This is a genomic window from Pseudomonas sp. GW821-FHT09A09 (assembly GCF_059418405.1).
The window spans coordinates 14,650-37,867 of sequence record NZ_JBWKPU010000012.1 but is presented as its reverse complement, the minus strand read 5'-3'; the positions used below and the strand labels follow the sequence as shown (position 1 = coordinate 37,867).

The 23,218-nt window shown below is 61.2% G+C and carries 24 protein-coding genes; 16 read left to right on the top strand and 8 right to left on the bottom strand.

The features are described 5' to 3' along the window. Positions 1-169 precede the first annotated feature (169 nt). From zwf to AC07OV_RS12735, 3 genes are read left to right on the top strand one after another with little or no spacing between them, the layout of a single operon-like run. Complete coding sequence (gene zwf, locus AC07OV_RS12745) at positions 170-1,636, top strand: glucose-6-phosphate dehydrogenase (protein ID WP_176994246.1); 1,467 nt, start codon at positions 170-172, stop codon at positions 1,634-1,636. After that, entirely contained in the window at positions 1,623-2,336 is a 714-nt protein-coding gene (pgl, locus tag AC07OV_RS12740; RefSeq protein ID WP_495092343.1) for a 6-phosphogluconolactonase, read from the top strand. Before zwf ends, pgl begins: the two co-directional genes overlap by 14 nt. 17 nt (positions 2,337-2,353) lie before the next feature. Further along, positions 2,354-3,019, top strand: a complete 666-nt coding sequence (locus AC07OV_RS12735; RefSeq protein WP_176994244.1) for a bifunctional 4-hydroxy-2-oxoglutarate aldolase/2-dehydro-3-deoxy-phosphogluconate aldolase — start codon at positions 2,354-2,356, stop codon at positions 3,017-3,019. Positions 3,020-3,221: 202 nt separating this feature from the next. On the opposite strand, the gene AC07OV_RS12730 is transcribed toward AC07OV_RS12735, so the two are convergent. Continuing rightward, on the bottom strand, positions 3,222-4,397 hold the full coding sequence (locus AC07OV_RS12730; RefSeq protein ID WP_495092342.1) for an aminotransferase class V-fold PLP-dependent enzyme: 1,176 nt from the start codon (positions 4,395-4,397) through the stop codon (positions 3,222-3,224). Positions 4,398-4,407: 10 nt separating this feature from the next. After that, the gene (locus tag AC07OV_RS12725; protein WP_176994242.1) at positions 4,408-4,644 is read right to left on the bottom strand and encodes a DUF3820 family protein; all 237 of its coding nucleotides are present in this window, start codon (positions 4,642-4,644) and stop codon (positions 4,408-4,410) included. Between the two features lie 27 nt (positions 4,645-4,671). On the opposite strand from AC07OV_RS12725, the gene AC07OV_RS12720 reads away from it, so the two are divergent. Beyond that, positions 4,672-4,854 carry a hypothetical protein gene (locus tag AC07OV_RS12720; protein WP_495092341.1) on the top strand — a complete coding sequence of 61 codons (183 nt, stop codon included), beginning with the start codon at positions 4,672-4,674 and terminating at the stop codon, positions 4,852-4,854. Beyond that, positions 4,851-5,318 (top strand): ferritin-like domain-containing protein, encoded by a 468-nt coding sequence (locus AC07OV_RS12715; RefSeq protein ID WP_025858443.1) that lies wholly within the window; start codon positions 4,851-4,853, stop codon positions 5,316-5,318. Before AC07OV_RS12720 ends, AC07OV_RS12715 begins: the two co-directional genes overlap by 4 nt. Before the next feature lie 146 nt (positions 5,319-5,464). On the opposite strand, the gene AC07OV_RS12710 is transcribed toward AC07OV_RS12715, so the two are convergent. Continuing rightward, complete coding sequence (locus AC07OV_RS12710; protein WP_176994240.1) at positions 5,465-5,935, bottom strand: MaoC family dehydratase; 471 nt, start codon at positions 5,933-5,935, stop codon at positions 5,465-5,467. Positions 5,936-5,989: 54 nt separating this feature from the next. Beyond that, positions 5,990-6,934, bottom strand: a complete 945-nt coding sequence (locus AC07OV_RS12705) for an alpha/beta hydrolase (RefSeq protein WP_176994239.1) — start codon at positions 6,932-6,934, stop codon at positions 5,990-5,992. 221 nt (positions 6,935-7,155) lie between these two features. Here AC07OV_RS12705 and fadD2 point away from each other — a divergent pair, with 221 nt between their 5' ends. Together fadD2 and fadD1 are read left to right on the top strand one after the other, a co-directional pair. Beyond that, positions 7,156-8,844, top strand: a complete 1,689-nt coding sequence (fadD2, locus tag AC07OV_RS12700; RefSeq protein WP_176994238.1) for a long-chain-fatty-acid--CoA ligase FadD2 — start codon at positions 7,156-7,158, stop codon at positions 8,842-8,844. 383 nt (positions 8,845-9,227) lie between these two features. Beyond that, entirely contained in the window at positions 9,228-10,919 is a 1,692-nt protein-coding gene (gene fadD1, locus AC07OV_RS12695) for a long-chain-fatty-acid--CoA ligase FadD1 (protein ID WP_494997179.1), read from the top strand. Between the two features lie 176 nt (positions 10,920-11,095). Here fadD1 and AC07OV_RS12690 read toward each other — a convergent pair whose 3' ends face one another. Continuing rightward, positions 11,096-11,473, bottom strand: a complete 378-nt coding sequence (locus tag AC07OV_RS12690; protein ID WP_176994236.1) for a hypothetical protein — start codon at positions 11,471-11,473, stop codon at positions 11,096-11,098. Positions 11,474-11,672: 199 nt separating this feature from the next. On the opposite strand from AC07OV_RS12690, the gene AC07OV_RS12685 reads away from it, so the two are divergent. The 3 genes from AC07OV_RS12685 (at position 11,673) to def (ending at position 13,523) form a co-directional block, all read left to right on the top strand. Next, positions 11,673-11,858 carry a CsbD family protein gene (locus AC07OV_RS12685; RefSeq protein ID WP_176994235.1) on the top strand — a complete coding sequence of 62 codons (186 nt, stop codon included), beginning with the start codon at positions 11,673-11,675 and terminating at the stop codon, positions 11,856-11,858. A 171-nt stretch (positions 11,859-12,029) separates the two neighbouring features. Continuing rightward, complete coding sequence (locus tag AC07OV_RS12680; RefSeq protein ID WP_495092340.1) at positions 12,030-12,980, top strand: YihY/virulence factor BrkB family protein; 951 nt, start codon at positions 12,030-12,032, stop codon at positions 12,978-12,980. 3 nt (positions 12,981-12,983) lie between these two features. After that, the gene (gene def, locus AC07OV_RS12675) at positions 12,984-13,523 is read left to right on the top strand and encodes a peptide deformylase (protein WP_226456213.1); all 540 of its coding nucleotides are present in this window, start codon (positions 12,984-12,986) and stop codon (positions 13,521-13,523) included. Positions 13,524-13,598: 75 nt separating this feature from the next. Here def and AC07OV_RS12670 read toward each other — a convergent pair whose 3' ends face one another. Both AC07OV_RS12670 and AC07OV_RS12665 read right to left on the bottom strand, forming a co-directional pair. After that, positions 13,599-14,417, bottom strand: coding sequence for a class I SAM-dependent methyltransferase (locus AC07OV_RS12670; RefSeq protein ID WP_495092339.1), 819 nt, complete (start codon positions 14,415-14,417; stop codon positions 13,599-13,601). A 59-nt stretch (positions 14,418-14,476) separates the two neighbouring features. Continuing rightward, the gene (locus tag AC07OV_RS12665; RefSeq protein ID WP_495092338.1) at positions 14,477-14,914 is read right to left on the bottom strand and encodes a GNAT family N-acetyltransferase; all 438 of its coding nucleotides are present in this window, start codon (positions 14,912-14,914) and stop codon (positions 14,477-14,479) included. 302 nt (positions 14,915-15,216) lie between these two features. On the opposite strand from AC07OV_RS12665, the gene AC07OV_RS12660 reads away from it, so the two are divergent. The 5 genes from AC07OV_RS12660 to AC07OV_RS12640 all read left to right on the top strand — a co-directional run bounded on the left by AC07OV_RS12660 (position 15,217) and on the right by AC07OV_RS12640 (position 21,360). Then, entirely contained in the window at positions 15,217-16,146 is a 930-nt protein-coding gene (locus tag AC07OV_RS12660; RefSeq protein ID WP_495092337.1) for a fatty acid desaturase, read from the top strand. A 9-nt stretch (positions 16,147-16,155) separates the two neighbouring features. Then, positions 16,156-16,947: a phosphate/phosphite/phosphonate ABC transporter substrate-binding protein gene (locus AC07OV_RS12655; RefSeq protein WP_495092336.1), complete on the top strand. Its 792-nt coding sequence runs from the start codon at positions 16,156-16,158 to the stop codon at positions 16,945-16,947. A gap of 108 nt (positions 16,948-17,055) precedes the next feature. Beyond that, positions 17,056-17,565, top strand: coding sequence for a sigma-70 family RNA polymerase sigma factor (locus AC07OV_RS12650; protein ID WP_495092335.1), 510 nt, complete (start codon positions 17,056-17,058; stop codon positions 17,563-17,565). After that, positions 17,562-18,500 carry a FecR domain-containing protein gene (locus tag AC07OV_RS12645; RefSeq protein ID WP_495092334.1) on the top strand — a complete coding sequence of 313 codons (939 nt, stop codon included), beginning with the start codon at positions 17,562-17,564 and terminating at the stop codon, positions 18,498-18,500. The genes AC07OV_RS12650 and AC07OV_RS12645 overlap by 4 nt, the downstream gene beginning before the upstream one ends. Before the next feature lie 223 nt (positions 18,501-18,723). Next, a complete protein-coding gene (locus AC07OV_RS12640; RefSeq protein WP_495092333.1) occupies positions 18,724-21,360 on the top strand; it encodes a TonB-dependent receptor domain-containing protein in 2,637 nt (878 codons plus the stop codon). Between the two features lie 58 nt (positions 21,361-21,418). Here AC07OV_RS12640 and AC07OV_RS12635 read toward each other — a convergent pair whose 3' ends face one another. After that, positions 21,419-22,060 carry an alanyl-tRNA editing protein gene (locus AC07OV_RS12635; protein WP_495092332.1) on the bottom strand — a complete coding sequence of 214 codons (642 nt, stop codon included), beginning with the start codon at positions 22,058-22,060 and terminating at the stop codon, positions 21,419-21,421. An 89-nt stretch (positions 22,061-22,149) separates the two neighbouring features. Here AC07OV_RS12635 and AC07OV_RS12630 point away from each other — a divergent pair, with 89 nt between their 5' ends. Then, the gene (locus AC07OV_RS12630; protein WP_176996450.1) at positions 22,150-23,082 is read left to right on the top strand and encodes a LysR family transcriptional regulator; all 933 of its coding nucleotides are present in this window, start codon (positions 22,150-22,152) and stop codon (positions 23,080-23,082) included. The last annotated feature ends 136 nt before the right edge of the window (positions 23,083-23,218 follow it).

Genomic DNA, 23,218 nt, shown 5'->3' with positions numbered 1-23,218 from the left:
ACCAATCGACGAGCGGCCCTTGGAGGTGGCCTATCCTACTGAGCGTAGCTGAACACCACCACTCGGAATGCGTATTTCGGGAAAATGTTGTGGTTATTACTACATTTTTCCTTGAGTGATGCCTTGAAAAAAGGTATTTGTAGCTTAACTTGATAAAAGAACAAACATCATGCCTTCGATAACCGTAGAACCCTGCACCTTTGCCCTGTTTGGCGCCTTGGGTGATCTGGCGCTGCGCAAGTTATTTCCTGCCCTCTATCAACTCGATGGCGCCGGGCTCTTGCACGACGACACCCGCATCCTGGCCCTGGCCCGTGAAGCCGGTACCGAGCAACAGCACCTGGCCCGCATCGAAAAAGAACTGCGCAAATACGTCGGCAAGGAGCTGGACGAAGCCGTCGCCAAGCGCTTCCTCGCGCGGCTGGCGTATGTGCACGTCGACTTCATGAAGGCCGACGACTACGTTGCCCTTGCCGAAAAAGTCGGCAGCGAACAACGCCTGATCGCCTATTTTGCTACGCCGGCTGCGGTGTACGGCGGCATCTGCGAAAACCTGGCCAAGGCTGGCCTGGCGGAAAACACCCGCGTGGTCCTGGAAAAGCCGATCGGCTCGGACCTGGAATCCTCGCGCAAGGTCAACGACGCCGTGGCGCAGTTCTTCCCGGAGAACCGCACCTACCGCATCGACCACTACCTGGGCAAAGAGACCGTCCAGAACCTGATCGCCCTGCGTTTCGCCAACAGCCTGTTCGAAACCCAGTGGAACCAGCATTACATTTCCCATGTGGAAATCACCGTGGCCGAGCAGGTCGGGATCGAAGGCCGTTGGGGTTACTTCGACAAGGCCGGCCAGCTGCGCGACATGATCCAGAACCACCTGCTGCAACTGCTCTGCCTGATCGCCATGGACCCGCCGGCTGACCTGTCTGCCGACAGCATCCGTGATGAGAAGGTCAAGGTGCTCAAGGCCCTGGCGCCGATCAGCCCCGAAGGCCTGACCACCCAAGTGGTGCGCGGTCAGTACATCGCGGGCTACAGCGCCGGCAAAGCCGTGCCGGGCTACCTGGAAGAAGAGAATTCCAATACCCAGAGCGACACCGAAACCTTCGTCGCCCTGCGTGCCGATATCCGTAACTGGCGTTGGGCCGGGGTGCCGTTCTACCTGCGGACCGGCAAGCGCATGTCGCAAAAGCTGTCGCAGATCGTCATCCACTTCAAGGAACCGTCCCACTACATCTTCGCCCCTGAGCAGCGCTTGCAGATCAGCAACAAGTTGATCATCCGCCTGCAGCCGGACGAAGGTATTTCCTTGCGCGTGATGACCAAGGAGCAGGGCCTGGACAAGGGCATGCAACTGCGCAGCGGCCCGCTGCAACTGAATTTTTCCGACACCTACCGCAGCGCACGCATCCCCGATGCCTACGAGCGGTTGCTGTTGGAAGTGATGCGCGGCAACCAGAACCTGTTTGTGCGCAAAGATGAAATCGAAGCCGCGTGGAAGTGGTGTGACCAGTTGATCGCCGGGTGGAAGAAATCCGGTGATGCGCCCAAGCCGTACGCGGCGGGTTCCTGGGGGCCGATGAGCTCGATTGCACTGATCACGCGGGATGGGAGGTCGTGGTATGGCGATATCTGAATTGAAACTGCCCCAGGGCGTCACCCCTAACGAATACCGCACGCCGGTACTGCTGGCGGAAGGCCTGGCCAATGATGTGGCCGCGCAATTGCGCACGGCCCTCAGTGCCCGTAGCGAAGCGACCCTGGTGGTGTCCGGTGGCCGCAGCCCGGTGGCGTTTTTCCAGCACCTGGCCAAGCAAGACCTGGACTGGTCCAAGGTCACCATCACCCTGGCCGACGAGCGCTGGGTGCCGGTGGAGCACGCCGACAGCAATGCCGGTTTGTTGAAGCAGCACCTGTTGAAAGGCCCGGCAGCCAAGGCCAAGTTCTTGAGCCTCTACAGCGCCGCCGCCAACCTTGAAGACGCCGCCTTGCAGGCCGATCGCCTGCTGGGCGAGTTGCCAGCCATTGATGTGCTGGTACTGGGCATGGGCGATGACGGCCACACCGCATCGCTGTTTCCCAACAGCCCGAACCTGAGCGAAGCCCTGCAGCCCAACGGTACCCGCCGTTGCTGGCCGATGCTGGCGCCGACCGTGCCGCACCAGCGCCTGACCATGAGTCGCGCGCTGCTGGCCACGGCGAACTACACCGTGCTGTCGATCTCCGGCAGTTCGAAATTGACCACCTTGAGCGCCGCGCTGGCGAGTGACGACGTCGCTGCCATGCCGATTCGCGCGTTTTTGCAACCTACATTAGAGATTTACTGGTGCCCATGAGCCAAGGATCAGCCGCTATGAACAGCCCTCAACCGACCGTGTCCATGGCGGACAAAGTTGCCCTGATCGACAGCCTCTGCGCCAAGGCGCGGATCCTGCCGGTGATCACCATCGCCCGCGAACAGGACATCCTGCCGCTGGCCGATGCCCTGGCAGCCGGTGGTTTGACCGCATTGGAAGTGACCCTGCGTTCCGAGTTCGGCCTCAAGGCCATTCAGGTATTGCGCGAGCAACGCCCTGAACTGTGCACCGGTGCTGGCACCGTGCTGGATCGCCACATGCTCGAAGCCGCTGAAGTGGCGGGTTCGCAGTTTATCGTCACCCCCGGCATCACCCGCGACCTGCTGGAAGCCTCGGTGCACAGCCCGATCCCGCTGCTGCCGGGCATCAGCAATGCCTCGGGCATCATGGAAGGCTATGGCCTGGGTTATCGCCGCTTCAAGTTGTTCCCGGCTGAAGTCAGCGGCGGCGTGGCTGCGATCAAGGCCCTCGGCGGCCCGTTTGGCGAAGTCAAATTCTGCCCAACCGGCGGCGTCGGCCCGGCCAATATCAAGAGCTACATGGCGTTGAAAAACGTGATGTGCGTGGGCGGTAGCTGGATGCTGGACCCGGAGTGGGTCAAGAACGGCGACTGGGCTCGTATCCAGGAAGTCACTGCTCAGGCGCTGGCGCTGCTGGACTGATCTGATTTATCGAATCGTTGTTGCTGTGCTTGACGGCATTTTTGCGGTGCACTTGGTCGGTGTACCGCTTTTTTTTGCCCGCAGAAAAACCAAGCACTCCGATGTTCAAATGTGGGAGCTGGCTTGCCTGCGATAGCGTTGGGTCAGAAAGTACAAGTGTGACTGATGTACCGTTATCGCAGGCAAGCCAGCTCCCACAGGTTTAGTGGGGGGTTAGCTCGGTGATGGCATTGACCAGGACACTGATGTCCGCCGCCGAGGTGACCAACCCTGGCGTCACCCGAATACAGGTCCCAAATGCCGCGCCCACGCGGGTGGTGGTAAACAGGTTGTAGTCCTTGAGCAAGTGGTCGGCCATGGCCTGCTGGTCCCGGCCGACAAACTTGAAGGCCGTGATCCCGCAGTACAGCCGAGGATCGTCCGACGTCAGCACTTCAATTCCCGCCAACGGCCGCACCTGGCTCACCCACAGGTCCCTCAGGTAATTCACCCGTGCACCCTTGGCTGCCGAGCCACCCAAGGCGCGATGTTCTTCAAACACCAACGGCAAGGTCATCAGCGCGGGAAAGTTGGGTGTGCTGTAGGACGTTCGCGCGCGCACATCCGTGATCGGGTAGTGAAACTCGCCCATGTCCGGGTCGATGTCGGCCAGGCGCTCCGGGGCGATGTACAGAAAGCCCAGGGTCAGCGGCGCGCCGATCCACTTGTGCAGGTTGAAGCCGGCGAACTGGATACCCAACTCTGCCAGGTTGAACTCGATCTGGCCCAGGGCATGGGCGCCGTCGAGGATCACATCGATACTGTGCTCACGGGCGGCCTTGGCAATGGCTTCAACCGGCATTACCAAACCGGTGCGGTGGGTGACGTGGGTCAGGGCCATCAGCTTTAGGCGTGGGTACTCAGCAAACGCTTGGCGATAGGTCTGCACCAGGCTGTCGAAACTGGACGGGTGCGTGTGGGACAGTTCGATCACTTCCACACCACGAACACCCGCCAACCAGCGCATCGCGCCTTTGACCGTGTCGTACTCCAGATCGCTGATCAACACCTGGTCGCCCGGTTGCAGGCGGTTGTAGTTGCGGATCAGCGACTGCAAGGCTTCGGTGGCGTTACGGGTAAAGGCAACGGACTCGGGGTCTACGCTGATCAGCTCGGCCAGTTGGCGCCGGATCTCGACGTTTTCGCCCTGTTCGAAGCGCTGGCGCACGTGCAGCGAGTTGCTGCGGTTGATGAACGCGACGTGCTCCAGGTACTGCGCCCGGACTACGCGGCTCATGCGTCCGAAATAACCGTTTTCCAGGTTGATCGGGCCCGGCTCCCGTTCGTAGTTCCCGGCGATGGTCTGCCAGTGGTGTTCGTTATCAGCATTCCTTGGCATGGCGGGGCTCTTAATGGCGAGGGGCGGGCTTACCGTGTTTTACGCGCAGCGGCTCCAGCAGTTCGGACAGGCCGTTGCTGTCGATTTCCTGCATGAGTGCCAGCAAGCCCCCCAGCTCGCCGTGGGGGAAACCTTCACGGGCAAACCAGTTCAAGTACGGCCCGGGCAGGTCGGCGATGATCCGTCCCTTGTACTTGCCGAAGGGCATTTCGCGGGTGATCAGCAGTTCAAGTTTTTCGGGGTTCATAAGGCTTCAGGCGCGTGAGTCGAGGCCTTGGAAAATACAGGCATTCTGCATGAAGGCCAATTGACAGATCATGCAAATAACGTACATACAGATGGTTCAATAAATATTAACTCATTGAAAAATAAAGGAAAAATTGTTTTCAAAAACCTGGCACGGGCGCTGCAATCATTAAGACAACCTTCTCAACCCGCACAAGGAATTGAAAAATGACTGACATCAACAAAGAATCGATCTCCGTACTCAACGACCTGATCGAGACCAGCAAAGATGGCCAGAAAGGTTTCGCGACCTGCGCTGAAGACATCAAGCACCCAGAGCTCAAGGCGTTGTTCGTCAAGCGCTCTGCCGACTGCGCAACCGCCGCCGCCGAGCTGCAAACTGCAGTGCGTGCCTTGGGTGGTGATCCGGAAGAGTCCGGCAGTGTGGCCGGCGCCCTGCACCGTGGCTGGGTCGACGTGAAGTCGCTGGTCACCGGTAAAGATGAAGAGGCGGTGCTGAATGAAGCCGAGCGCGGTGAAGACCACGCACTGAAGGCTTATAAGGAAGCGATCGAGAAAATCAACAAGCACAACCTGCTGGGTATTCGTGACCTGGTGGAGCGTCAGTTCCACGGCGCACAGCGCAACCACGACCAGGTGAAAGCCCTGCGTAATCAGGCTCGCGCTCAGTCGTAAGCCCTGTTAAGCCCTATGTTGTAAACCATGTGGGAGCGGGCTTGCTCGCGAAGACGGAGTGTCAGTCGACTGATAAGTGACTGACCCACCGCTTTCGCGGGCAAGCCCGCTCTCACATTTGTTTTGCATTGTTCGTTAGATAAATATCAGCCAATGCTGATCGGTGGCAGCTCAGTCAGCTCAACCACTTGCTGCTTGCGCGGCGCCAGGATCTCGGCCTCGCCATCCACCACCAGCTCATCGCGCTGGTTGAACACGCGGGTGGCAATGCGCACGCGGAACTTGGGCAGCTTCTCGAGGATTTCCAGGCGCACGGTCAAGGTGTCGCCGATCTTCACCGGCTTCTGGAAGCTCATCTGCTGGCCGATGTAGATGGTGCCCGGCCCAGGCAACTCGCAGGCCACGGCGGCGCTGATCAGGGCGCCACTGAACATGCCGTGGGCGATCCGCTCCTTGAACATGGTGGCTTTGGCGTACTCGGCATCCAGGTGCACTGGGTTGTGGTCGCCGGACATGGCGGCGAACAGCTGGATATCGCGCTCCTCGACGGTCTTGCTGAAGCTGGCAGTCTGGCCGACTTCGAGGGCTTCGTACGGGGTGTTGGTAACCTGAGTCATCTAAAGGTACATCCTGTGGCTAATCGGAGATTATCGGCTGATTTTAAAGGAAAGTTATTCGTAGCGGGCCGGCCTGTGCAGCGTCAGGGCCTGGTCGAGCCACGTCAGCACATCCGCTGTGACTTCATCACGGTTGGTTTCATTGAACACTTCATGTCGCGCCTGCGGGTAGATCGTCAATTGCAGGTTTTGGCAGCCGGCCTCACGCAGGGCGTGGGCCAGGCTGTTGAGACGCTTGCCCTCGCTCACCGGATCACATTCGCCGCCCGTGACCAGGATCGGCAGGCCCGGGTCGATCTGGGCGAGGTTGGACGCCTTGCTGATCTGTTGCAAGCCGCCCAGCAGGTCGATCCACAGCTGGTTGGTGCAACGAAAACCACACAGCGGGTCATTGATGTACTTGTCGACTTCGGCCGGGTCGCGGCTGAGCCAATCGAAGGCTGTGCGGTTGGGCTTGAACGCCTTGTTGAAGGAGCCGAACGACAGGAAGTCGATCAGCGCACTGCGCCCGCGCAAGCCCTGGCGTGCGCGCTCGATGCGCGCGATCACCCGCGCCGCACGGTACAGCGCCACTGGCTGGAAATTCGAACCACTGAGAATCGCGCCACTCAAGCTGGCGCTGTGGTGCAGCAGGTAGGCCTGGGCGATATAGCTGCCCATGCTGTGGCCCAGCAGGATGATCGGCAGCCCCGTTTGCTGGTGCGCAATGTGCTGGTTCAGGCTGGCCAGGTCACTCACCACCTTGTTCCAGCCGTCGTGCTCGGCGAACAGCCCCAGCGTGCCTTCGTCCGCCGTGCGGCCATGGCCGCGCTGGTCCAGTGCGTACAACCCGTAGCCCGCGCCACACAGTGCCTCGGCCAGGCGCCCATAGCGGCCGCTGTGCTCGGCCATGCCGTGGGACAGCATGACCATCGCCTTGGCCGGGCCCTCCGGCAGCCATTGATTGACGTACAGGCGGCTGCGGTCATTCGCGGTCAGCCAGAAGGTGCTGTGGTTCATGGCGCTTCCTTTGCTCAGGTTCGATGCAGTGTATAGCTCATCTGCCAGGGACTTGGGTATCAGCCTACGCCTCAGGGGCAAGATTCATACAATCAATGACACGGTTTGGCGTATTTGCCTGTTTGGCCATAGCTGCTAACGTCCCCAAAGCTCCGCTTTTTATAGCCGCCTGCTTTTATAGCGGCAGCGGTCGGACACACTCAGGTAAGAGGACAAGAATAATGCAACCTGATTTCTGGAATGACAAACGCGCGGCGGGCGTTCCCAACACCATCGACCTGACCACCTACAAGTCCGTGATCGAGGTGTTCGAGCGTTCCTGCAAGGCCTTTGCCGACCGTCCGGCATTCAGCAACATGGGCATCACCCTGACCTACGCCGAGCTTGAGCGCCAAAGTGCGGCGTTCGCCGGTTACCTGCAGCAGCACACCGACCTCAAACCCGGCGAGCGCATCGCGGTGCAGATGCCCAACGTGCTGCATTACCCGATTGCCGTGTTCGGCGCCCTGCGCGCCGGGCTGATCGTGGTCAACACCAACCCGCTGTACACCCCACGGGAGATGCGCCACCAGTTCAAGGACGCCGGCGTGCGTGCGCTGGTTTACCTCAACCTGTTCGGTTCGCGGGTGCAGGAAGTCTGCGCCGACACCGAGATCGACTACCTGATCGAAGCCAAAATGGGCGACTTCATGCCCGCCGCCAAAGGCTGGCTGATCAACACCGTGGTCGACAAAGTGAAGAAGATGGTGCCGGCCTACAGCCTGCCACGGGCGGTGTCGTTCAAGCGTGCGCTGCGCATGGGCGCGGGCCTGGGCGTGACTCGCCATCCGGTGACACTGGATGACATCGCCGTGCTGCAATACACCGGGGGCACCACCGGCCTGGCCAAGGGCGCGATGCTCACCCATGGCAACCTCGTCGCCAACATGCAGCAGGCGCGGGCGTGCATGTCCCAGGTCGCCGATGACGGCCAGCCGCTGGTGCGGGAAGGGCAGGAGGTGATGATCGCGCCGCTGCCGCTGTACCACATCTATGCATTCACAGCGAACTGCATGTGCATGATGGTGACCGGCAACCACAACGTGCTGATCACCAACCCACGCGACATCGGCGGCTTTATCAAGGAACTGAAGAAGTGGCGGTTCTCCTGCCTGCTCGGGTTGAACACTTTGTTTGTGGCGCTGATGGACCACCCGGATTTCAAGACTCTGGATTTCTCCCACCTCAAGATCACCAACTCCGGCGGCACCGCGCTGGTCAAGGCCACGGCCGAGCGTTGGAAGGCACTCACCGGTTGCTCCATCGGCGAAGGCTACGGCCTCACGGAGACGTCGCCGGTGGCGAGCACCAACCCGTATGGCAGCCAGTCGCGGCTGGGCACCGTGGGCATTCCGGTGCCGGGCACGGCGATGAAGGTCATCGATGATGAAGGCCGCGAATTACCGTTGGGCGAGCGGGGCGAGCTGTGCATCAAGGGCCCGCAGGTGATGAAGGGCTACTGGCAGCAGCCGGTCGCCACCGCCGAGACCCTGGACGCCGAGGGTTGGCTCAAGACCGGCGACATCGCGGTGATCGACACCGATGGCTTTGTGAGCATTGTCGACCGCAAGAAAGACCTGATCATCGTCTCGGGCTTCAACGTGTACCCCAACGAGATCGAAGACGTGGTGATGGCGCACCCGGCCGTGGCCAACTGCGCCGTGATCGGCGTGCCGGATGAGCGCACCGGCGAGGCGGTCAAACTGTTTGTGGTGGCGCGCACCCAAGGGGTGAGCCTTGAAGAGTTGAAGGCGTACTGCAAGGCCAACTTCACGGGGTACAAAGTGCCTAAACACATTGTGTTGCGCGAGTCGTTGCCGATGACGCCGGTGGGGAAAATTCTGCGACGTGAGCTTCGCGACATCGCTTGATTTGAAATAGGGTAAAAATTGTGGGAGCTGGCTTGCCTGCGATGGCGGTGTATCAGTCACAGGATGTATTGACTGATACACCGCCATCGCAGGCAAGCCAGCTCCCACATTGCTATTTGTTGATCTGAAAGGCCCATTCCAGAGCCTTTTACTGGGGGAATTTGCCCTGGTTTAAAGTGTGACCAAATATTGTAGGACAGTCGTGATTATGACTGTGGGGCCCTCCTTTGGCTCTAGGCGGCCCTTGGCAAAGCTGCTACTCTCGGCGCGCTTTGTGACGTCTAGGCCTGCTTGAAAGCGCCAGATTCACCTAAAAAAACATACACCAATAATAATCGCATCAAATGCGATGATGAATTCGCGTCGCTGAGGAGTGGGCTTCCATGAACGAAGACTTTTGGAAGGATAAGTACCCCGCCGGGATTGCTGCAGACATCAATCCAGACGAGTATCCGAATATTCAGGCGGTACTGAAGCAGTCCTGCCAGCGCTTCGCCAACAAACCGGCTTTCAGCAACCTGGGCAAGACCATCACCTACGGTGAGTTGTACGAATTGTCCGGCGCGTTCGCCGCGTACCTGCAACAGCACACCGATTTGAAGCCCGGTGATCGCATCGCCGTGCAACTGCCCAACGTCCTGCAATACCCGGTCGCCGTGTTCGGTGCCATCCGCGCCGGCCTGATCGTGGTCAACACCAACCCGCTGTACACCGCGCGGGAAATGGAACACCAATTCAACGACTCCGGTGCCAAAGCCCTTGTGTGCCTGGCCAACATGGCCCACCTGGCGGAAAAGGTCGTGCCCAAGACCTCCGTCAAGCACGTGATCGTCACTGAAGTCGCCGACCTGTTGCCGCCGCTCAAGCGCCTGCTGATCAACAGCGTCATCAAGTACGTGAAGAAGATGGTCCCGGCCTACCACCTGCCGAAGGCGATCAAGTTCAACGACGTGCTGGCCAAGGGGCATGGCCAACCGGTCAGCGACGCCAACCCGGCCAGCAGCGATGTGGCCGTGCTGCAATACACCGGTGGCACCACCGGCGTGGCCAAGGGCGCGATGCTCACCCACCGCAACCTCGTCGCCAACATGTTGCAGTGCAAGGCGCTGATGGGCTCCAACCTCAACGAGGGCTGCGAGATCCTGATCACGCCGCTGCCGCTGTACCACATCTATGCGTTCACCTTTCATTGCATGGCGATGATGCTGATCGGCAACCACAACATCCTGATCAGCAACCCGCGCGACCTGCCGGCGATGGTCAAGGAATTGTCCAAGTGGAAGTTCAGCGGCTTTGTCGGCCTGAACACCCTGTTCGTTGCGCTGTGCAACAATGAAGCGTTCCGCAAGCTGGATTTCTCGGCGCTCAAAGTCACCCTGTCCGGCGGCATGGCCCTGCAACTGGCAGCCGCCGAGCGCTGGAAAGACGTGACTGGCTGTGGCATCTGCGAAGGTTACGGCATGACCGAAACCAGCCCGGTGGCCACCGTCAACCCGATCCAGTACACCCAGATCGGCACCATCGGCATTCCTGTGCCGTCGACCCTGTGCAAGGTCATTGCCGATGACGGCAGCGAGTTGCCTTTGGGCGAAATCGGCGAGCTGTGCATCAAGGGCCCGCAGGTGATGAAGGGTTACTGGCAGCGTGAAGACGCCACCGCCGAAATCCTCGACAGCGAAGGCTGGTTGAAGACCGGTGATATCGCGCTCATCCAGCAAGACGGCTACATGCGCATCGTCGACCGCAAGAAGGACATGATCCTCGTCTCCGGTTTCAACGTGTACCCCAACGAACTGGAAGACGTGCTGGCCGGCCTGCCGGGCGTGCTGCAATGCGCGGCCATCGGTGTGCCGGACGAGAAGTCCGGGGAACACATCAAGATCTTCATCGTGGTCAAGCCGGGCGCGACGCTCACCAAGGACCAGGTGATGGAGCACATGCGCGCCAACCTCACCGGTTACAAAGTGCCGAAGGCCGTGGAATTCCGCGATGCGTTGCCGACCACCAACGTGGGCAAGATCTTGCGGCGTGAGTTGCGTGATGAAGAGCTGAAGAAGCTGGGCCTTAAAAAGTAACCCATAAAAAACCCCGCTGATGCGGGGTTTTTTGTGGCCTGCTGATTTTCCGATTTGGAATGCATACCCTGTGGGAGCTGGCTTGCCTGCGATAGCGGTTTGCCAGTCGATACATCAGGTGACTGAAATATCGCTATCGCAGGCAAGCCAGCTCCCACAGTTTTTTGACCGAGTGTTTACAGGGAAAACTGCGCGAAGCTGACACCGGCACCAGCCGGGCGCACGTCCTTGAGGAACGAGTCCTTGTCCGCGCTCAGCTCCAGGGTGATCTCCGGCTTGCGCTTGCCGGCATTGCGCACCACCAGGCCTTCGAGCTTCTCGCGCAGGAACACCGTCGGCACCTTCAGGTGCAGCAACTGGTCGGTCTCGGCGTTGTGCATCAACAGGTGGATCCACTCGTACTGACCGATCGCGATACGGCCCACCGGCAGGTCGAACCACCAGATGTTGCGTTTGCGGTCCAGGTCGGTGAAGTGGCAGTTGTTGACGCCGAGTACGGCACCGCCCAGTTCGGTGTTTCTGCGGGCGATGGCCTGTGCTTTATTGAGTTTCATAACCTTCCTACGGGATCTGTTATTCAGCGTTATAGCCTGAATGTGCCGGGCATTCTCGTGGGTTGGCTGCAAAACATAAAGCCAAACCTGCGGCCGGCGATGAAATGCCGCGTGAAAATAATTGAAACTCTGCCGAACGGCCTCGGGTCAATCTCTAGGTAATGACCAAAACCCTTGATTGTTCTTCTGGAGAAATACCATGGGCAGCACAGCGGATAAGGCAAAAGGTTTGAAAGACGAAGCCGTCGGCAACATCAAGCAAGGCGTCGGCAAAGTCACCGGCAACGACAAACTGCGCGCTGAAGGCGTGGTGCAGGAAAAGAAAGGCCAAGTCGAAAAAGCGATTGGCGACACCAAGGACGCTGTGAAAAAAGCCACCAAATAAGTGTGCTTTCCAGCAGTGCAAACGGCCATCCACGGATGGCCGTTTTTATGTCATCTGTTACCGCTAAAGTTTCGAAATTGTTTCAAGGTCGCCAAATAGGCTACCTTGATGTAGAAAACGGCCCCTGAGTCGCCCACTGAACTCAACCTTTTTGCGGCGAAAGGAGACGCTATGATCTTTCCGGTACTGCAAGGCCTCAAGCTGCACCAGGTGCTGGTGCGCACCGTCAAAGAGTTCGTCGATGACGAGATGCCCACCTATGCCTCGGCACTGGCCTACCAGATGCTGTTCTCCCTGTTTCCCTTCCTGCTGTTCTTGATCGCCCTGATCGGTTTCCTGCGCCTGCCGGACTTTTTCAGCTGGCTGCGCATGCAGTCGGAGCTGGTACTGCCGCCCCAGGCCCTGGAGCAGGTCAACCCGGTGATCGACCAGTTGCAGCAATCCAAGGGCGGCCTGCTTTCGGTGGGTATCGTGATCGCCCTGTGGACCGCCTCGGCGGGTGTGCGCCTGATGATGAGCGCAATGAATGCCGCGTATGACGTGGTCGAGGGCCGGCCGATCTGGAAGCGTTTTCCGCTCTCGGTGTTCTACACCGTTGGAATCGCGGGCATGTTGCTGGCCGCCGCCGCGCTGATGGTGCTCGGCCCGCAGGTAATGGAATGGCTGGCGGGGCAAATCGGCATGCAGGATATCGTGGTCACGCTGTGGACCATCCTGCGTTGGCCGCTGATTGTGATCTTGCTGATGTTCGCCGTGGCCCTCATGTACTACGTGATGCCCGACGTGAAGCAGAAATTCCGCTTTATCACTCCGGGCTCGGTGCTGGCCGTGGTGGTGTGGATCGTCGCCTCCCTTGGCTTTGGCTACTACGTCAAAACCTTCGCCGACTACAACGCCATGTATGGCAGTATCGGTGCGATCATCGTCCTGCTCCTGTACTTCTATATTTCTGCCGCCGTGCTGCTGCTCGGCGCGGAGATGAATGCCGTGATCGAACACATGTCGGTCGAAGGCAAGGACCCCGGCGAGAAGGATTTTGATGAGCACAGCGCCACGGATGAAAAACAACACGTCTCAGGCCTCGGCCGTGACCACTCCAAGCCCACTACCGATGAAGTCTGATCGATGATCCGTGAAATCCTGAAAATGGGCGACGAGCGCCTGCTGCGCATTGCGCCACCGGTCCCCCCGGAAATGTTCGACAGCCCCGAGCTGTGGCAATTGATCGATGACATGTTCCAGACCATGGAACACGTGGGCGGCGTTGGCCTGGCCGCGCCGCAGATCGGCGTTGATCTGCAGCTGGTGATCTTTGGTTTCGAAGCCAGCGAACGCTACCCGGACGCGCCTCCGGTGCCGCAGACCATCCTGATCAACCCGTTGATCACGCCGCTGAGCCCGGTGTTGGAAGAGGGTTACGAAGGTTGCCTGTCGGTGCCGGGCCTGCGTGGCGCCGTGAACCGCTACCAGCAGATTCGCTACGAAGGCTTCGACCCCAAGGGCGAGCCGATTGTGCGCGTTGCCGACGGCTTTCATGCGCGGGTGGTGCAGCACGAGTGCGACCACCTGATCGGCCGGTTGTACCCGTCGCGGATCACCGACTTCAGCAAGTTCGGCTTTATCGAAGTGATGTTCCCCGACATGGACCCCACTGCCGACGACTGACCCTCTGACACAACACCGATCAAAACTGTGGGAGCAGGCAAGCCAGCTCCCACATTGGTTTTGTGTTCAGTCGGGTTATTGGGCGGGCTTCACAAACCGCAACGTCATCCGGTCCGACTCGCCAATCGCCACATACCTGGCCTTGTCCTGCTCACCCAATCGCAACGTCGGTGGCAAGGTCCACACGCCACCGGCATAGTCCTTGGTGTCCTTCGGGTTGGCATTCACCTCGCTTTGCCCCGCCAGCTTGAACCCGGCATCGGTGGCCAGCTTCACCACCTGGGCGGTGGTCAGGTAGCCGCTGTCCTTGATGGCCTCCAGGTTCGCCCCGTCTTTGGCTCGATGATCTTCCACACCCAGCACGCCACCCGGTTTCAGCACCTGATAAAACGCGCTGAACGTGGCCGGCGCGGTGCCGGCTTCTACCCAGTTATGCACATTACGAAAGGTCAGCACGGCATCGGCCGACGCCGGCTTGCCGAACACTGGCGCCTTGGGATCAAACTCCACCACCTGAGCCTTGGCGTACTGTGCAGGGGCGGCGGCGAATTTCTTCTTCAGGTTCTCTTCGGACGTGCGCGCGTAGGTACTGACGCTGGCTGCCTGCACGGCGGCGATGTAATGCCCGTGGTCCTTGAGCAGCGGCGCCAGCACTTCGCTGTACCAGCCGCCCCCCGGGGTGATTTCGATCACCGTCTGTTTGGCGCCCAGGCCAAAGAATTCCAGGGTCTGTTGCGGGTGGCGATAAACATCACGCGCACTGTTGGCCGGGTCGCGCCAGGTGCCGGCGAGCACGCTGGCGTATTGCTTGGCGCTGATCGGTGCGTCGGCTGCGTGGCTCATGGCCGGGGCGAGGAGGGCGGTGAGGGAGAGGGCTGCAAGCGTCTTGTTCATGATCGTCCTGTTTGGGGCCACTGTGCCGTCGAGGCTAGCATGGGCCCTCCACCGGCTGATCACACATTATCGAAGGTCGACCTCACCAACGGTTCTAAGCCCATGGCGATCATCGGCTTGTTGCGCTTGTAGCGCACCAGCCGCTCGCTCAAGGATTGAGGCAATAGCGTTTGCTGGCTGAACCCCATGCGCTGATAAAGCCCCTCAAGGTCCGGGTGGCACAGCAGCCACACCGTGCCTTCACTCGACGCCACCGCCTGGCGGATCAAGCGCGCCGCCAGGCCCTGGCCGCGATAGGCCGGGGCCACGAACACACCGGTCAGCCACTGCCCGCCGATCACCGGGGTCAGGCATAGCCCGGCGACAATCTCGCTGTCCCGCGCCACCCACAAACGCCCGCCCTTGAAGGCTTTCATCGACGAGTCGTGGCTGCGATAAAACTTGTTCAGCAGCGGCCACAGAGGCTCTGCCAGCAGTTCCAGGGTCAATTCAGGCATGGTGGTCAAACAGGCGTTGTGAAGGGGCGGGGATTATAAGCGCCTTCTGCCGCCCAATAGGTGGTATACCCAGTGCTACATCCCCTGCACGTGGAGTACGCATCATGGCCAAAGGTATGGATTCAAAGAAAGCCGCGAAGAAGAAACCGGCCAAGACCGCCGATGAAAAACGCGCCGACAAGAAAGCCAAGAAATCCGAAACCGGCTTGTTCGGCCATTGAGTTCCAAGCTTAGAACCAAATGATCTGCAAGATTTTCCGGCCTCGCTGCACAGAGCAGGAAACACCTGCTCTGAGCTGCCGATGGCCAACTACCTTGATCTGACCCAACGCCGGGAAATCGAAGCCCTGGCGCAACGTTTTACCGTACGCACCGAATGGCCGACCTGGCTGCTGATCATCGGCGTGTACGCCGGCTGGTTCAGCGTGATGTTCGCCAGCCATTGGCTGGGCCTGTGGCTGAGCACCTTGTTGCTGATCCCGCTGGTGACGCTGTGGCTGTCGGTACAACACGAACTGCTCCATGGCCATCCCACCCGTTCGCTGTTCGTGAACAAACTGCTCGGCTACGCGCCGTTCGCCGTGTGGTACCCCTATACGCTGTACCGCGACAGCCACCTGCTGCACCACAACGACGAAGACCTCACGCTGCCGGGCATCGACCCGGAAAGCCGCTACCTCAAGCAAGCCCAATGGGACAGCAGTTCGCTGTTCGAACGCGGCGTGCACTGGCTGACCAAGACCGTGCTTGGCCGTTTCCTGTTGGCCGCTCCGTTGGCGATTGGCCGGCTGGCCCGCCATGAGTGGCAACGCCTGCCGCAGGTATGGCCGATGTGGCTGGCCCACGGCGCCGTCACAGTACTAATGCTCGGCTTTATCGCCCACTACAGCGCCTTGTCGGTGCTGCACTACCTGTTGCTGGTCAGCGTGCCGGCCTTGTCCCTGGCGTCGATCCGTTCCTACTATGAGCACCGCCCGCACCCGCAACCGGAACAACGCACCGTGCTCAACGAAGCGTCCTGGCCGTGGACCTGGTTGTTCCTCAACAACAACCTGCACCTGGTGCACCACGACTTGCCGAAACTGCCCTGGTATTTGCTGCCCGCGGTGTATCGCGCGCGCCGCGAGCAGTGGGTGGCCCGCAGCGGTGGGTTCTTGGTGCAGGGCTATGGCCAGTTGATCAGCCGTCACGGCCTCAAGGCCATCGACAGCCCCCGGCATCCTTTTGCGTGAGACAAGACCATGAGTGAGCATTACGCCGAGCTGCTGATGTACGTCGCGCCGGATCACATACACCAGGCCAACCAGCAGTGGCTGGCACGTATTCTTGAACGGCTCGGCCTCAGCCGCCGCAACGCCGACCACCTAGACCTGCACGGTCTGTGGCTCGCCCCCGAACTGCTCGTCACACAAACCTGCGGCTACCCGCTGATGACCCGGTTGCGCGGCAGGGTCCGCGTCATCGGCCGCCCGCGCTACGAGTTGCCCCACAGCAGCGGCGGCGAACATTGCAGCCTGCTGCTGACCCGCGACGACAACCCGCGTACCAGCCTGGCGCAGTTCTACGACAGCCGTGGCGTGATCAATGGCCATGATTCCAACAGCGGCATGAACCTGTTGCGTGAACGCCTCGCGCCGTTGCAGCGCGATGGCCGCTTCTTCGCCAGCGTCGGCATCAGCGGCGCGCACCGCGAGAGCCTGCGCTGGCTGCGGGAAAACCGCGCCGACCTCGCCGCCATCGACAGCGTGACCTACGACTACCTGGCCCGTTTCGCCCCGCAGGACGTGGCGGGGCTGCGCCTCATCACCCGTAGCGCGCCCAGCCCGTCCTTGCCTTACATAGGCCCGCTGGGTTTGAGCGATGAACAGGTCGCCACGATCCGCCAGGCGATGAACCAGGCGCTGCAGGATTTGCCGCAGGTGGTTGAAACCCTGGGCGTGCAGGAGGTGCTCCCGGCCAGCGAAGACGACTATCAGGTGCTGCTGGACTATCAACAGCAAGCCGCCAGCGCGGGATACTCGGAACTTCAATAAGGTTATATAAAAATACCTTTTAAATATTATTAAAGAATAAGTCGCCTTGCTAGGATCGCTCCACCGGAACACCGGACATAACGCGCAACCTACTCAAATGGAGCCACTATGTCCGGCGCCGACACTTCTCACAGCGATTACGTGGGCGGATTGTTCCGCAGTCATTACGACTGGCTGTGCAGCCGTTTGCACCGTCATCTCGACTCCCGTGCACACGCCGAAGACATCGCCGCCGACACCTTTGTCCAACTCTTGAGTTCGCCGGGTGTGATGCCGATCCGGCAACCCCGCGCCTTGCTCACCACCATTGCCCAGCGCCTGATGTACCAGCTGTGGCGTCGTCGGGACCTGGAGCGCGCCTACCTCGACGCCCTCGACAACGACGAAACCTCCACCGCACCCTCGCCGGAAGACCTGGCGCAAATGCTCGAAGCCCTGCAGGCCATCGACCACTTGCTCGACGGCTTGCCGGCCAAGGTCAAGGCGACCTTTTTGTTGTCGCAGCTCAATGGCCTGACCTACCCGGAAATCGCGGCCGAGCTGGGCATTTCCCAGCGCTCCGTGAGTGACTACATGGCCAGCGCCCTCAACCGTTGCCTGCGGCTGTGCCTGGAATGAACGACGAACTGATCGACAGTGCCACGCACTGGTACGTGCTGTTGCGTTCGGGTCAGGCCACGGCGGCGGATTGGCAGCGTTATCACCAGTGGCGCGCCAGTGACCCGCGCCACGAAGCGCTGTGCCAGCAACTGGAGACACGTCTGGGGGTGTTTCAGATTCCCCAGGCCCAGAGGGTGAGCGGCAAAGTGTTGCAGCAGGCGTTGGACGCGCCTTCCAGTCGGCGCCAGGTGTTGCAGGTCGCGTTGGCCGGCGCAGGCGTGGCTATCGGCGCAGCGCTGCTGGCCAAGCCCATGGGCTTGTCGGAGCTGACCGCCGATGTCCGCACCGGCACCGGCGAGCGCCGCACCGTCACCCTGGCCGATGGCAGCGAATTACTGTTGAACGCGCAAAGCGCGGCGGATATCCAGTTTGATTCGCAACGGCGCCTGGTGCGCCTGCGCGAAGGCGAGTTACTCGCCAAGGTTGCCAGCGACCGCAATCGACCGTTTCTGATCCAGACTGACCACGCGCGCCTGCACGCCTATGGCAATCGCTTTTTGGTGCGTGAGCGGGAAGGGCAGGGCCAGGTCGTCGCGCTCAACGGCGCGGTGCAGATCGACCGCCAGGACGGCGAGCGCCTGCAACTGGCGGCCGGCCATGAAGTGCACTACGACCCCACGGGTTTTGGTCCTGTTGAAGCCAGTTCTTCCGCCGCGACCGCGTGGGTCGATGGCTTCCTGCAGGTGCGCGACCGCCCGCTGGCCGACGTCATCGAGGCGTTGCGCCCGTATCACAACGGCGTGCTGCGCCTGGACCCCGGCGTCGCCGGCCTGCGCGTCAGCGGCCTGTACCGCCTCGACAATCCCCAGCAAATCCTCGACACCCTGGCGCGCACCTTGCCGATCCACATCACGCGCCGGACCGGCTTGTGGGTGACCGTCAGTGCGGCCTGACCTCTGTAGGAGCCGGCTTGCCGGCGATGGCATCAACCCGGTCCTAAACAAAGACCGAGGCGCCTGCATCGCTGGCAAGCCAGCTCCTACAGAGGGGCGGTTGTTTGGTGGGGGTTCTAAGGACATAACCAAACGATCTGCAAGTTTTCCCCCGGCTGTCCCACATCACTCCCGTAAGCGCTGCGGGGAGCAGCGTTCTCGAGTTTCCTTGGGGGGAGCCAAAGTGAGTCAGTTCAACCGTGTGCCGCTTCGAACCTTTGCCCTGGTGCCGTTGGCCAGCCTGTTTTTGTCGTTTGCCGCCAGTGCCGAAGAGGCGCGCCAGGTTTACCACATCGCCCCTGGCCCGTTGGATGAAGTACTGCTGAACATCAGCCGCCAGAGCGGCCAGGTGATCTCCTTCACCCCGCAACTGGGCCAGTATTCCTCGGCCAGCGTGGACGGTTCACTGTCGGCCCATCAGGCCGTCGACGCCGCGCTCAAGGGCACCGGCCTGCAAGTGCAGGTCAGCCCGGAAGGCGCCTTCATCATCAAGGAAGGCGCGAGCAAAAACGCCACCAGCAGCGTCAAGGCCCAGACCAGCGCCGCGCAGGCGCCGACCCTGGACCGCGTGGTCGCCATCGGCACCCGTCGCAGTGACGCCACCGCCCTGACCAGCAGCGCCCCGGTGGACGTGATCAACGCCGAAGAACTCAAGCAGACCGGCGCCACCAGCCTCAACCAGGCGCTGTTCCAGTTGCTGCCCTCGTTCAACTTTCCGCAGAACAACAGCGCCACCCGTGGCCAGGACCCGAAGGGCGCGTCACTGCGCGGCCTGTCGCCGGATCAGACCCTGGTGCTGATCAACGGCAAGCGCCGGCACACCTCGGCGGTGGTGAATATTTCCGGGGGCGTGCCGTTCATTGGTGCCCAGCCGGTCGACCTGGACATGATCCCCATCAGCGCCATCGACCACGTCGAAGTGCTGCGTGATGGCGCCTCGGCGCAGTACGGTTCCGACGCAGTGGCCGGCGTGGTCAACATCGTGCTCAAGGAGCGCGACAGCGGCGGCGGTATCAACACGCAACTGGGCAAGTACGCCCAGGGCGACGGCTTCAGCAAGACCACCGACGGCTGGTACGGCATCGGCCTGCCGGGCGATGGGTTCCTGACCCTGAGCTTCAACACCCTGAACAACAAACCCGACGACATCGGCGACAAGTACGTGGCCGACGGCCAGGTGCAAGACCCGCGCTGGGGCGGTGCCGGGCGTGACAAATACAACCTGGCGGCCAACGCCGAGATCGGCCTGAACGATCAATGGCGCCTCTACAGCTTCGCCACTTTTGGCCAGGACACGTCGGTGAACAACACGCCGCCTTTGCTGGCCAGCAGCCCGAATAACGTGGCGGCGATCTACCCCAACGGCACGATCCCCAAATACCGTTATCGCTATGAAGACGGCGCCATCACCGTGGGCACCCGCTACGAAGACGACAGCATCGGCCGCTTCGACCTGAGCGCCACCTACGGTCGCGACGAGCACGATGAACTGGCCTTCAATACCGTCAACCCCAGCTATGGCGCCAACAGCCCGACCAAATTCAACGTCGCCACCCTGATCAACGATCAGACCAACATCACCCTCGACTACGCCAAGGACCTGGACGTGAACTGGTCCAGCCACCCGCTGACCGTTTCGGCCGGCGTGGCCTACCGGCATGAGCAATATCGCCTGGAGGCGGGTGACTACGATTCCTACTCCTATGGCGGTATCGACAACGTGCAAGTGGGCGCGGTGCAGGCTTCGGGCCTGACGCCGGATGACGCCGGCACCTTCAAGCGCGACGTGGGCGGGGTGTATTTCGGCCTGGAAAACCAGGTCACCGACAAGCTGCAAGTGGGCGTGGCCGGGCGCACCGAGCACTACTCGGACTTCGGCTCGGCCACCACGGGCAAGCTGTCGGCGCGCTATGACTTCACCCCGCAAGTGGGCGTGCGCGCGACGGTCAACAACGCGTACCACGCGCCGAGCCTGGGGCAGATCGGCACGTCGTGGACCACCACCACCAACCTGGACGTCAACGGCAACCCGGTGCTGACTCGCATGCTGCCGGCCGACAACCCGGCCGCCCGTGCCCTCGGCGCCCAGGCGCTCAAGCCAGAAAAATCCACCAACTACTCGTTGGGCCTGGTGCTGCGACCGACCGAACACGCATCCCTGACCGTCGATGCCTACCAGATCTCGATCCGCGACCGGCTGTTGTTCAGCGGCGGTATTTCCGGGCCCTTGGCCGAGCAGATCCTCACCAATGCCGGCTACGGCCAGTACTCCTGGGCGCAGTTCATGACCAACGCCGCCGACACCCGCACCCGGGGTGTCGACATCGTCGGCAAGTACAACATTGACCTTGCGCAGTTCGGTGACCTGAACCTGTCGGCCGGCTACACCAAGGCCCGCACCACCATCGAGAAGGTCCACGAAAACCCCAACGGCTTCGAAGTGCTGACCCGCGAAGCCCGTGGCTTTATCGAGCATGGCTACCCCGAGGACAAGCTGGTGTTCGGTGCGGTGCACAAGATCAGCCAGTGGACCATTGCCCTCAACGAAACCCGCTACGGCAAATACCGCAAATACGCGGCTGCCGAAGCCAACGCCCAATACGACCAGACCTTCAGTGCGCAATGGACCACCGACCTGGACGTGAACTACGCGTTCACCAAGCAACTGCGCGTCTCGGTGGGCGTGAACAACCTGTTCGACAGCAAACCCGACGACTTCAACACCCGCCTGCGCCAGACGCCCGGTCAGCAATACAGCTACCTGTCGCCAACCGCGCCGGAGGGGGCGTTTTACTACACGCGGCTCAGTTATGACTTTTAAGGGTTGAGATCGAGTCGAGGCCATCGCCGGCAAGCCGGCTCCTACAGGATTGGGGCGATCAAACGGCAGTGTTGTCGTTGATGCTGTAACGCACCGACAGCGCGCCCTTTTTCTCGGACAGGGCCAGGATGGTCACGTGGCCCAGTTCGCTCAGCGCCTGCACATGGGTGCCGCCACAGGCATAGGCGGGCAATTCGCCGAAACCGACTTCGCGGGTGCCGTCTTCCAGGGCCATGTGGCGTGGGTAATCCGCGGCGATCCATTGATCCACCTGGCGCTGAAGGGCCTCGGCGTCCATGGCCTGTGCTGCTTCCCCACGGATGAAGGTGATCTTGCCTTCGCCAGGCCAGTGGTGCGCCTTGATCGGCATCCAGCCCAGGCGTTCACCGGCATTGCCAATCAAATGCCCGGCTGAATGCAGGCGCGTGTGCAGGGCGCGACGTTGTGGATCGACCCGCGCCGTGATCGGGCCGGGCTGTACAGGTTGATCCACGTAATGCACCACGCGATCGGCTTCCTGAGTGACGCGCAGCACCTGGCTGTCGCCGAGCCAGCCGGTGTCGAACGGCTGCCCGCCACCCTGGGGGTGAAAAATCGTCGACTGCAGGGTGACCGCAAACTGATCCTCGTGGGGCGTGCAGCTCAGCACCTCCAGCTCGGCGGTCAGGTGGTCGTGGGTAAAAAACAGGCGCTCGGTCATCGTCTACATCCGCATCAGGGTTCTGCGGGCAGTATAAATAGTGCGCAGATGGGTGATAATCCGTTCAATTATCAATGGACCTGTGCGTCATGAGCATCAATCTTCCTTTGCCACTGTTGGGCGAGATGGCGATTTTCGTCAAGGTGGTGGAAACCGGCAGCTTCTCCGAAGCGGCGCGACAACTCAGCGTTTCTCCATCGGCGGTGAGCCGTAGTATCTCGCGGCTGGAGAAGGCGCTGGCCACGCGCCTGCTGCAGCGCACCACGCGCAAATTACGCTTGAGCGAAGGCGGTGAAGAGGTGTTCAAGCGCTGCCAGGAGATGGTCAACGCGGCCCGCTCGGTGATGGAGATCAGCGGCCAATTTACCCATGAAGCCGAAGGCCTGGTGCGGGTCAGCGTGCCCAAGGCGGTGGGGCGGTTCGTGGTGCACCCGCATATGCCGGAGTTCCTGCGGCGCTACCCCAAGGTGGATGTGCAGTTGATCCTTGAAGACCGTCAGGTGGACCTGATTGATGACAACGTCGACTTGAGCATCCGCATCACCGACAGCCCGCCACCGGGGTTGGTGGGGCGGCAGTTGCTGCCCATCGAGCATTTGCTGTGCGCCACGCCGCATTACTTGGCCAAGCACGGCACACCGAGTCACCCCCATGATCTGCTTGAACACAGTTGTATCTACCTGGGAGAGACACCGGGGGATTCACGCTGGAAGTTTCGCCAAGGCGGTAAGGCGGTAACGGTGGGTGTCCGCGGGCGATACGCGGCGAACCACACGGGCGTGCGGCTGGATGCGGTGTTGCAGCATGTGGGGATTGGCAGCTTGCCGTACTTCACTGCGCGCCATGCGCTGGAGGAGGGGAGCCTGGTGCAGGTGCTGCCGGCGTGGGACTTCATCGCCTCGTACCATGGCGAGGCCTGGCTGCTGCATTCGCCCACGCGGTACCTGCCGCCAAAGCTGCGGGTGTTTATTGATTATCTGGTGGAGTGCATGGCGCGCGAACCCACACTGCGCCGAAGGTAGGCATGCGATTGAACCTGTAGGAGCGGGGGGGGGGGGGGGGGGGGGGGGGGGGGGGGGGGGGGGGGGGGGGGGGGGGGGGGGGGGGGGGGGGGGGGGGGGGGGGGGGGGGGGGGGGGGGGGGGGGGGGAGGGGGAGG

Excerpts from the sequence above, each read along its gene's own strand:
- AC07OV_RS12705 (WP_176994239.1), bottom strand. The coding sequence starts at position 6,934 with ATGAACCACAGCACCTTCTGGCTGACCGCGAATGACCGCAGCCGCCTG.
- AC07OV_RS12645 (WP_495092334.1), top strand. The coding sequence starts at position 17,562 with ATGAACGACGAACTGATCGACAGTGCCACGCACTGGTACGTGCTGTTG.
- def (WP_226456213.1), top strand. The coding sequence starts at position 12,984 with ATGATCCGTGAAATCCTGAAAATGGGCGACGAGCGCCTGCTGCGCATT.
- AC07OV_RS12680 (WP_495092340.1), top strand. The coding sequence starts at position 12,030 with ATGATCTTTCCGGTACTGCAAGGCCTCAAGCTGCACCAGGTGCTGGTG.
- AC07OV_RS12725 (WP_176994242.1), bottom strand. The coding sequence starts at position 4,644 with ATGAACCCCGAAAAACTTGAACTGCTGATCACCCGCGAAATGCCCTTC.
- AC07OV_RS12660 (WP_495092337.1), top strand. The coding sequence starts at position 15,217 with ATGGCCAACTACCTTGATCTGACCCAACGCCGGGAAATCGAAGCCCTG.
- AC07OV_RS12685 (WP_176994235.1), top strand. The coding sequence starts at position 11,673 with ATGGGCAGCACAGCGGATAAGGCAAAAGGTTTGAAAGACGAAGCCGTC.
- AC07OV_RS12635 (WP_495092332.1), bottom strand. The coding sequence starts at position 22,060 with ATGACCGAGCGCCTGTTTTTTACCCACGACCACCTGACCGCCGAGCTG.
- AC07OV_RS12735 (WP_176994244.1), top strand. The coding sequence starts at position 2,354 with ATGAACAGCCCTCAACCGACCGTGTCCATGGCGGACAAAGTTGCCCTG.
- AC07OV_RS12690 (WP_176994236.1), bottom strand. The coding sequence starts at position 11,473 with ATGAAACTCAATAAAGCACAGGCCATCGCCCGCAGAAACACCGAACTG.
- AC07OV_RS12630 (WP_176996450.1), top strand. The coding sequence starts at position 22,150 with ATGAGCATCAATCTTCCTTTGCCACTGTTGGGCGAGATGGCGATTTTC.
- AC07OV_RS12670 (WP_495092339.1), bottom strand. The coding sequence starts at position 14,417 with ATGAACAAGACGCTTGCAGCCCTCTCCCTCACCGCCCTCCTCGCCCCG.
- AC07OV_RS12710 (WP_176994240.1), bottom strand. The coding sequence starts at position 5,935 with ATGACTCAGGTTACCAACACCCCGTACGAAGCCCTCGAAGTCGGCCAG.
- AC07OV_RS12665 (WP_495092338.1), bottom strand. The coding sequence starts at position 14,914 with ATGCCTGAATTGACCCTGGAACTGCTGGCAGAGCCTCTGTGGCCGCTG.
- AC07OV_RS12730 (WP_495092342.1), bottom strand. The coding sequence starts at position 4,397 with ATGCCAAGGAATGCTGATAACGAACACCACTGGCAGACCATCGCCGGG.
- zwf (WP_176994246.1), top strand. The coding sequence starts at position 170 with ATGCCTTCGATAACCGTAGAACCCTGCACCTTTGCCCTGTTTGGCGCC.
- fadD2 (WP_176994238.1), top strand. The coding sequence starts at position 7,156 with ATGCAACCTGATTTCTGGAATGACAAACGCGCGGCGGGCGTTCCCAAC.
- AC07OV_RS12655 (WP_495092336.1), top strand. The coding sequence starts at position 16,156 with ATGAGTGAGCATTACGCCGAGCTGCTGATGTACGTCGCGCCGGATCAC.
- AC07OV_RS12715 (WP_025858443.1), top strand. The coding sequence starts at position 4,851 with ATGACTGACATCAACAAAGAATCGATCTCCGTACTCAACGACCTGATC.
- AC07OV_RS12650 (WP_495092335.1), top strand. The coding sequence starts at position 17,056 with ATGTCCGGCGCCGACACTTCTCACAGCGATTACGTGGGCGGATTGTTC.
- pgl (WP_495092343.1), top strand. The coding sequence starts at position 1,623 with ATGGCGATATCTGAATTGAAACTGCCCCAGGGCGTCACCCCTAACGAA.
- fadD1 (WP_494997179.1), top strand. The coding sequence starts at position 9,228 with ATGAACGAAGACTTTTGGAAGGATAAGTACCCCGCCGGGATTGCTGCA.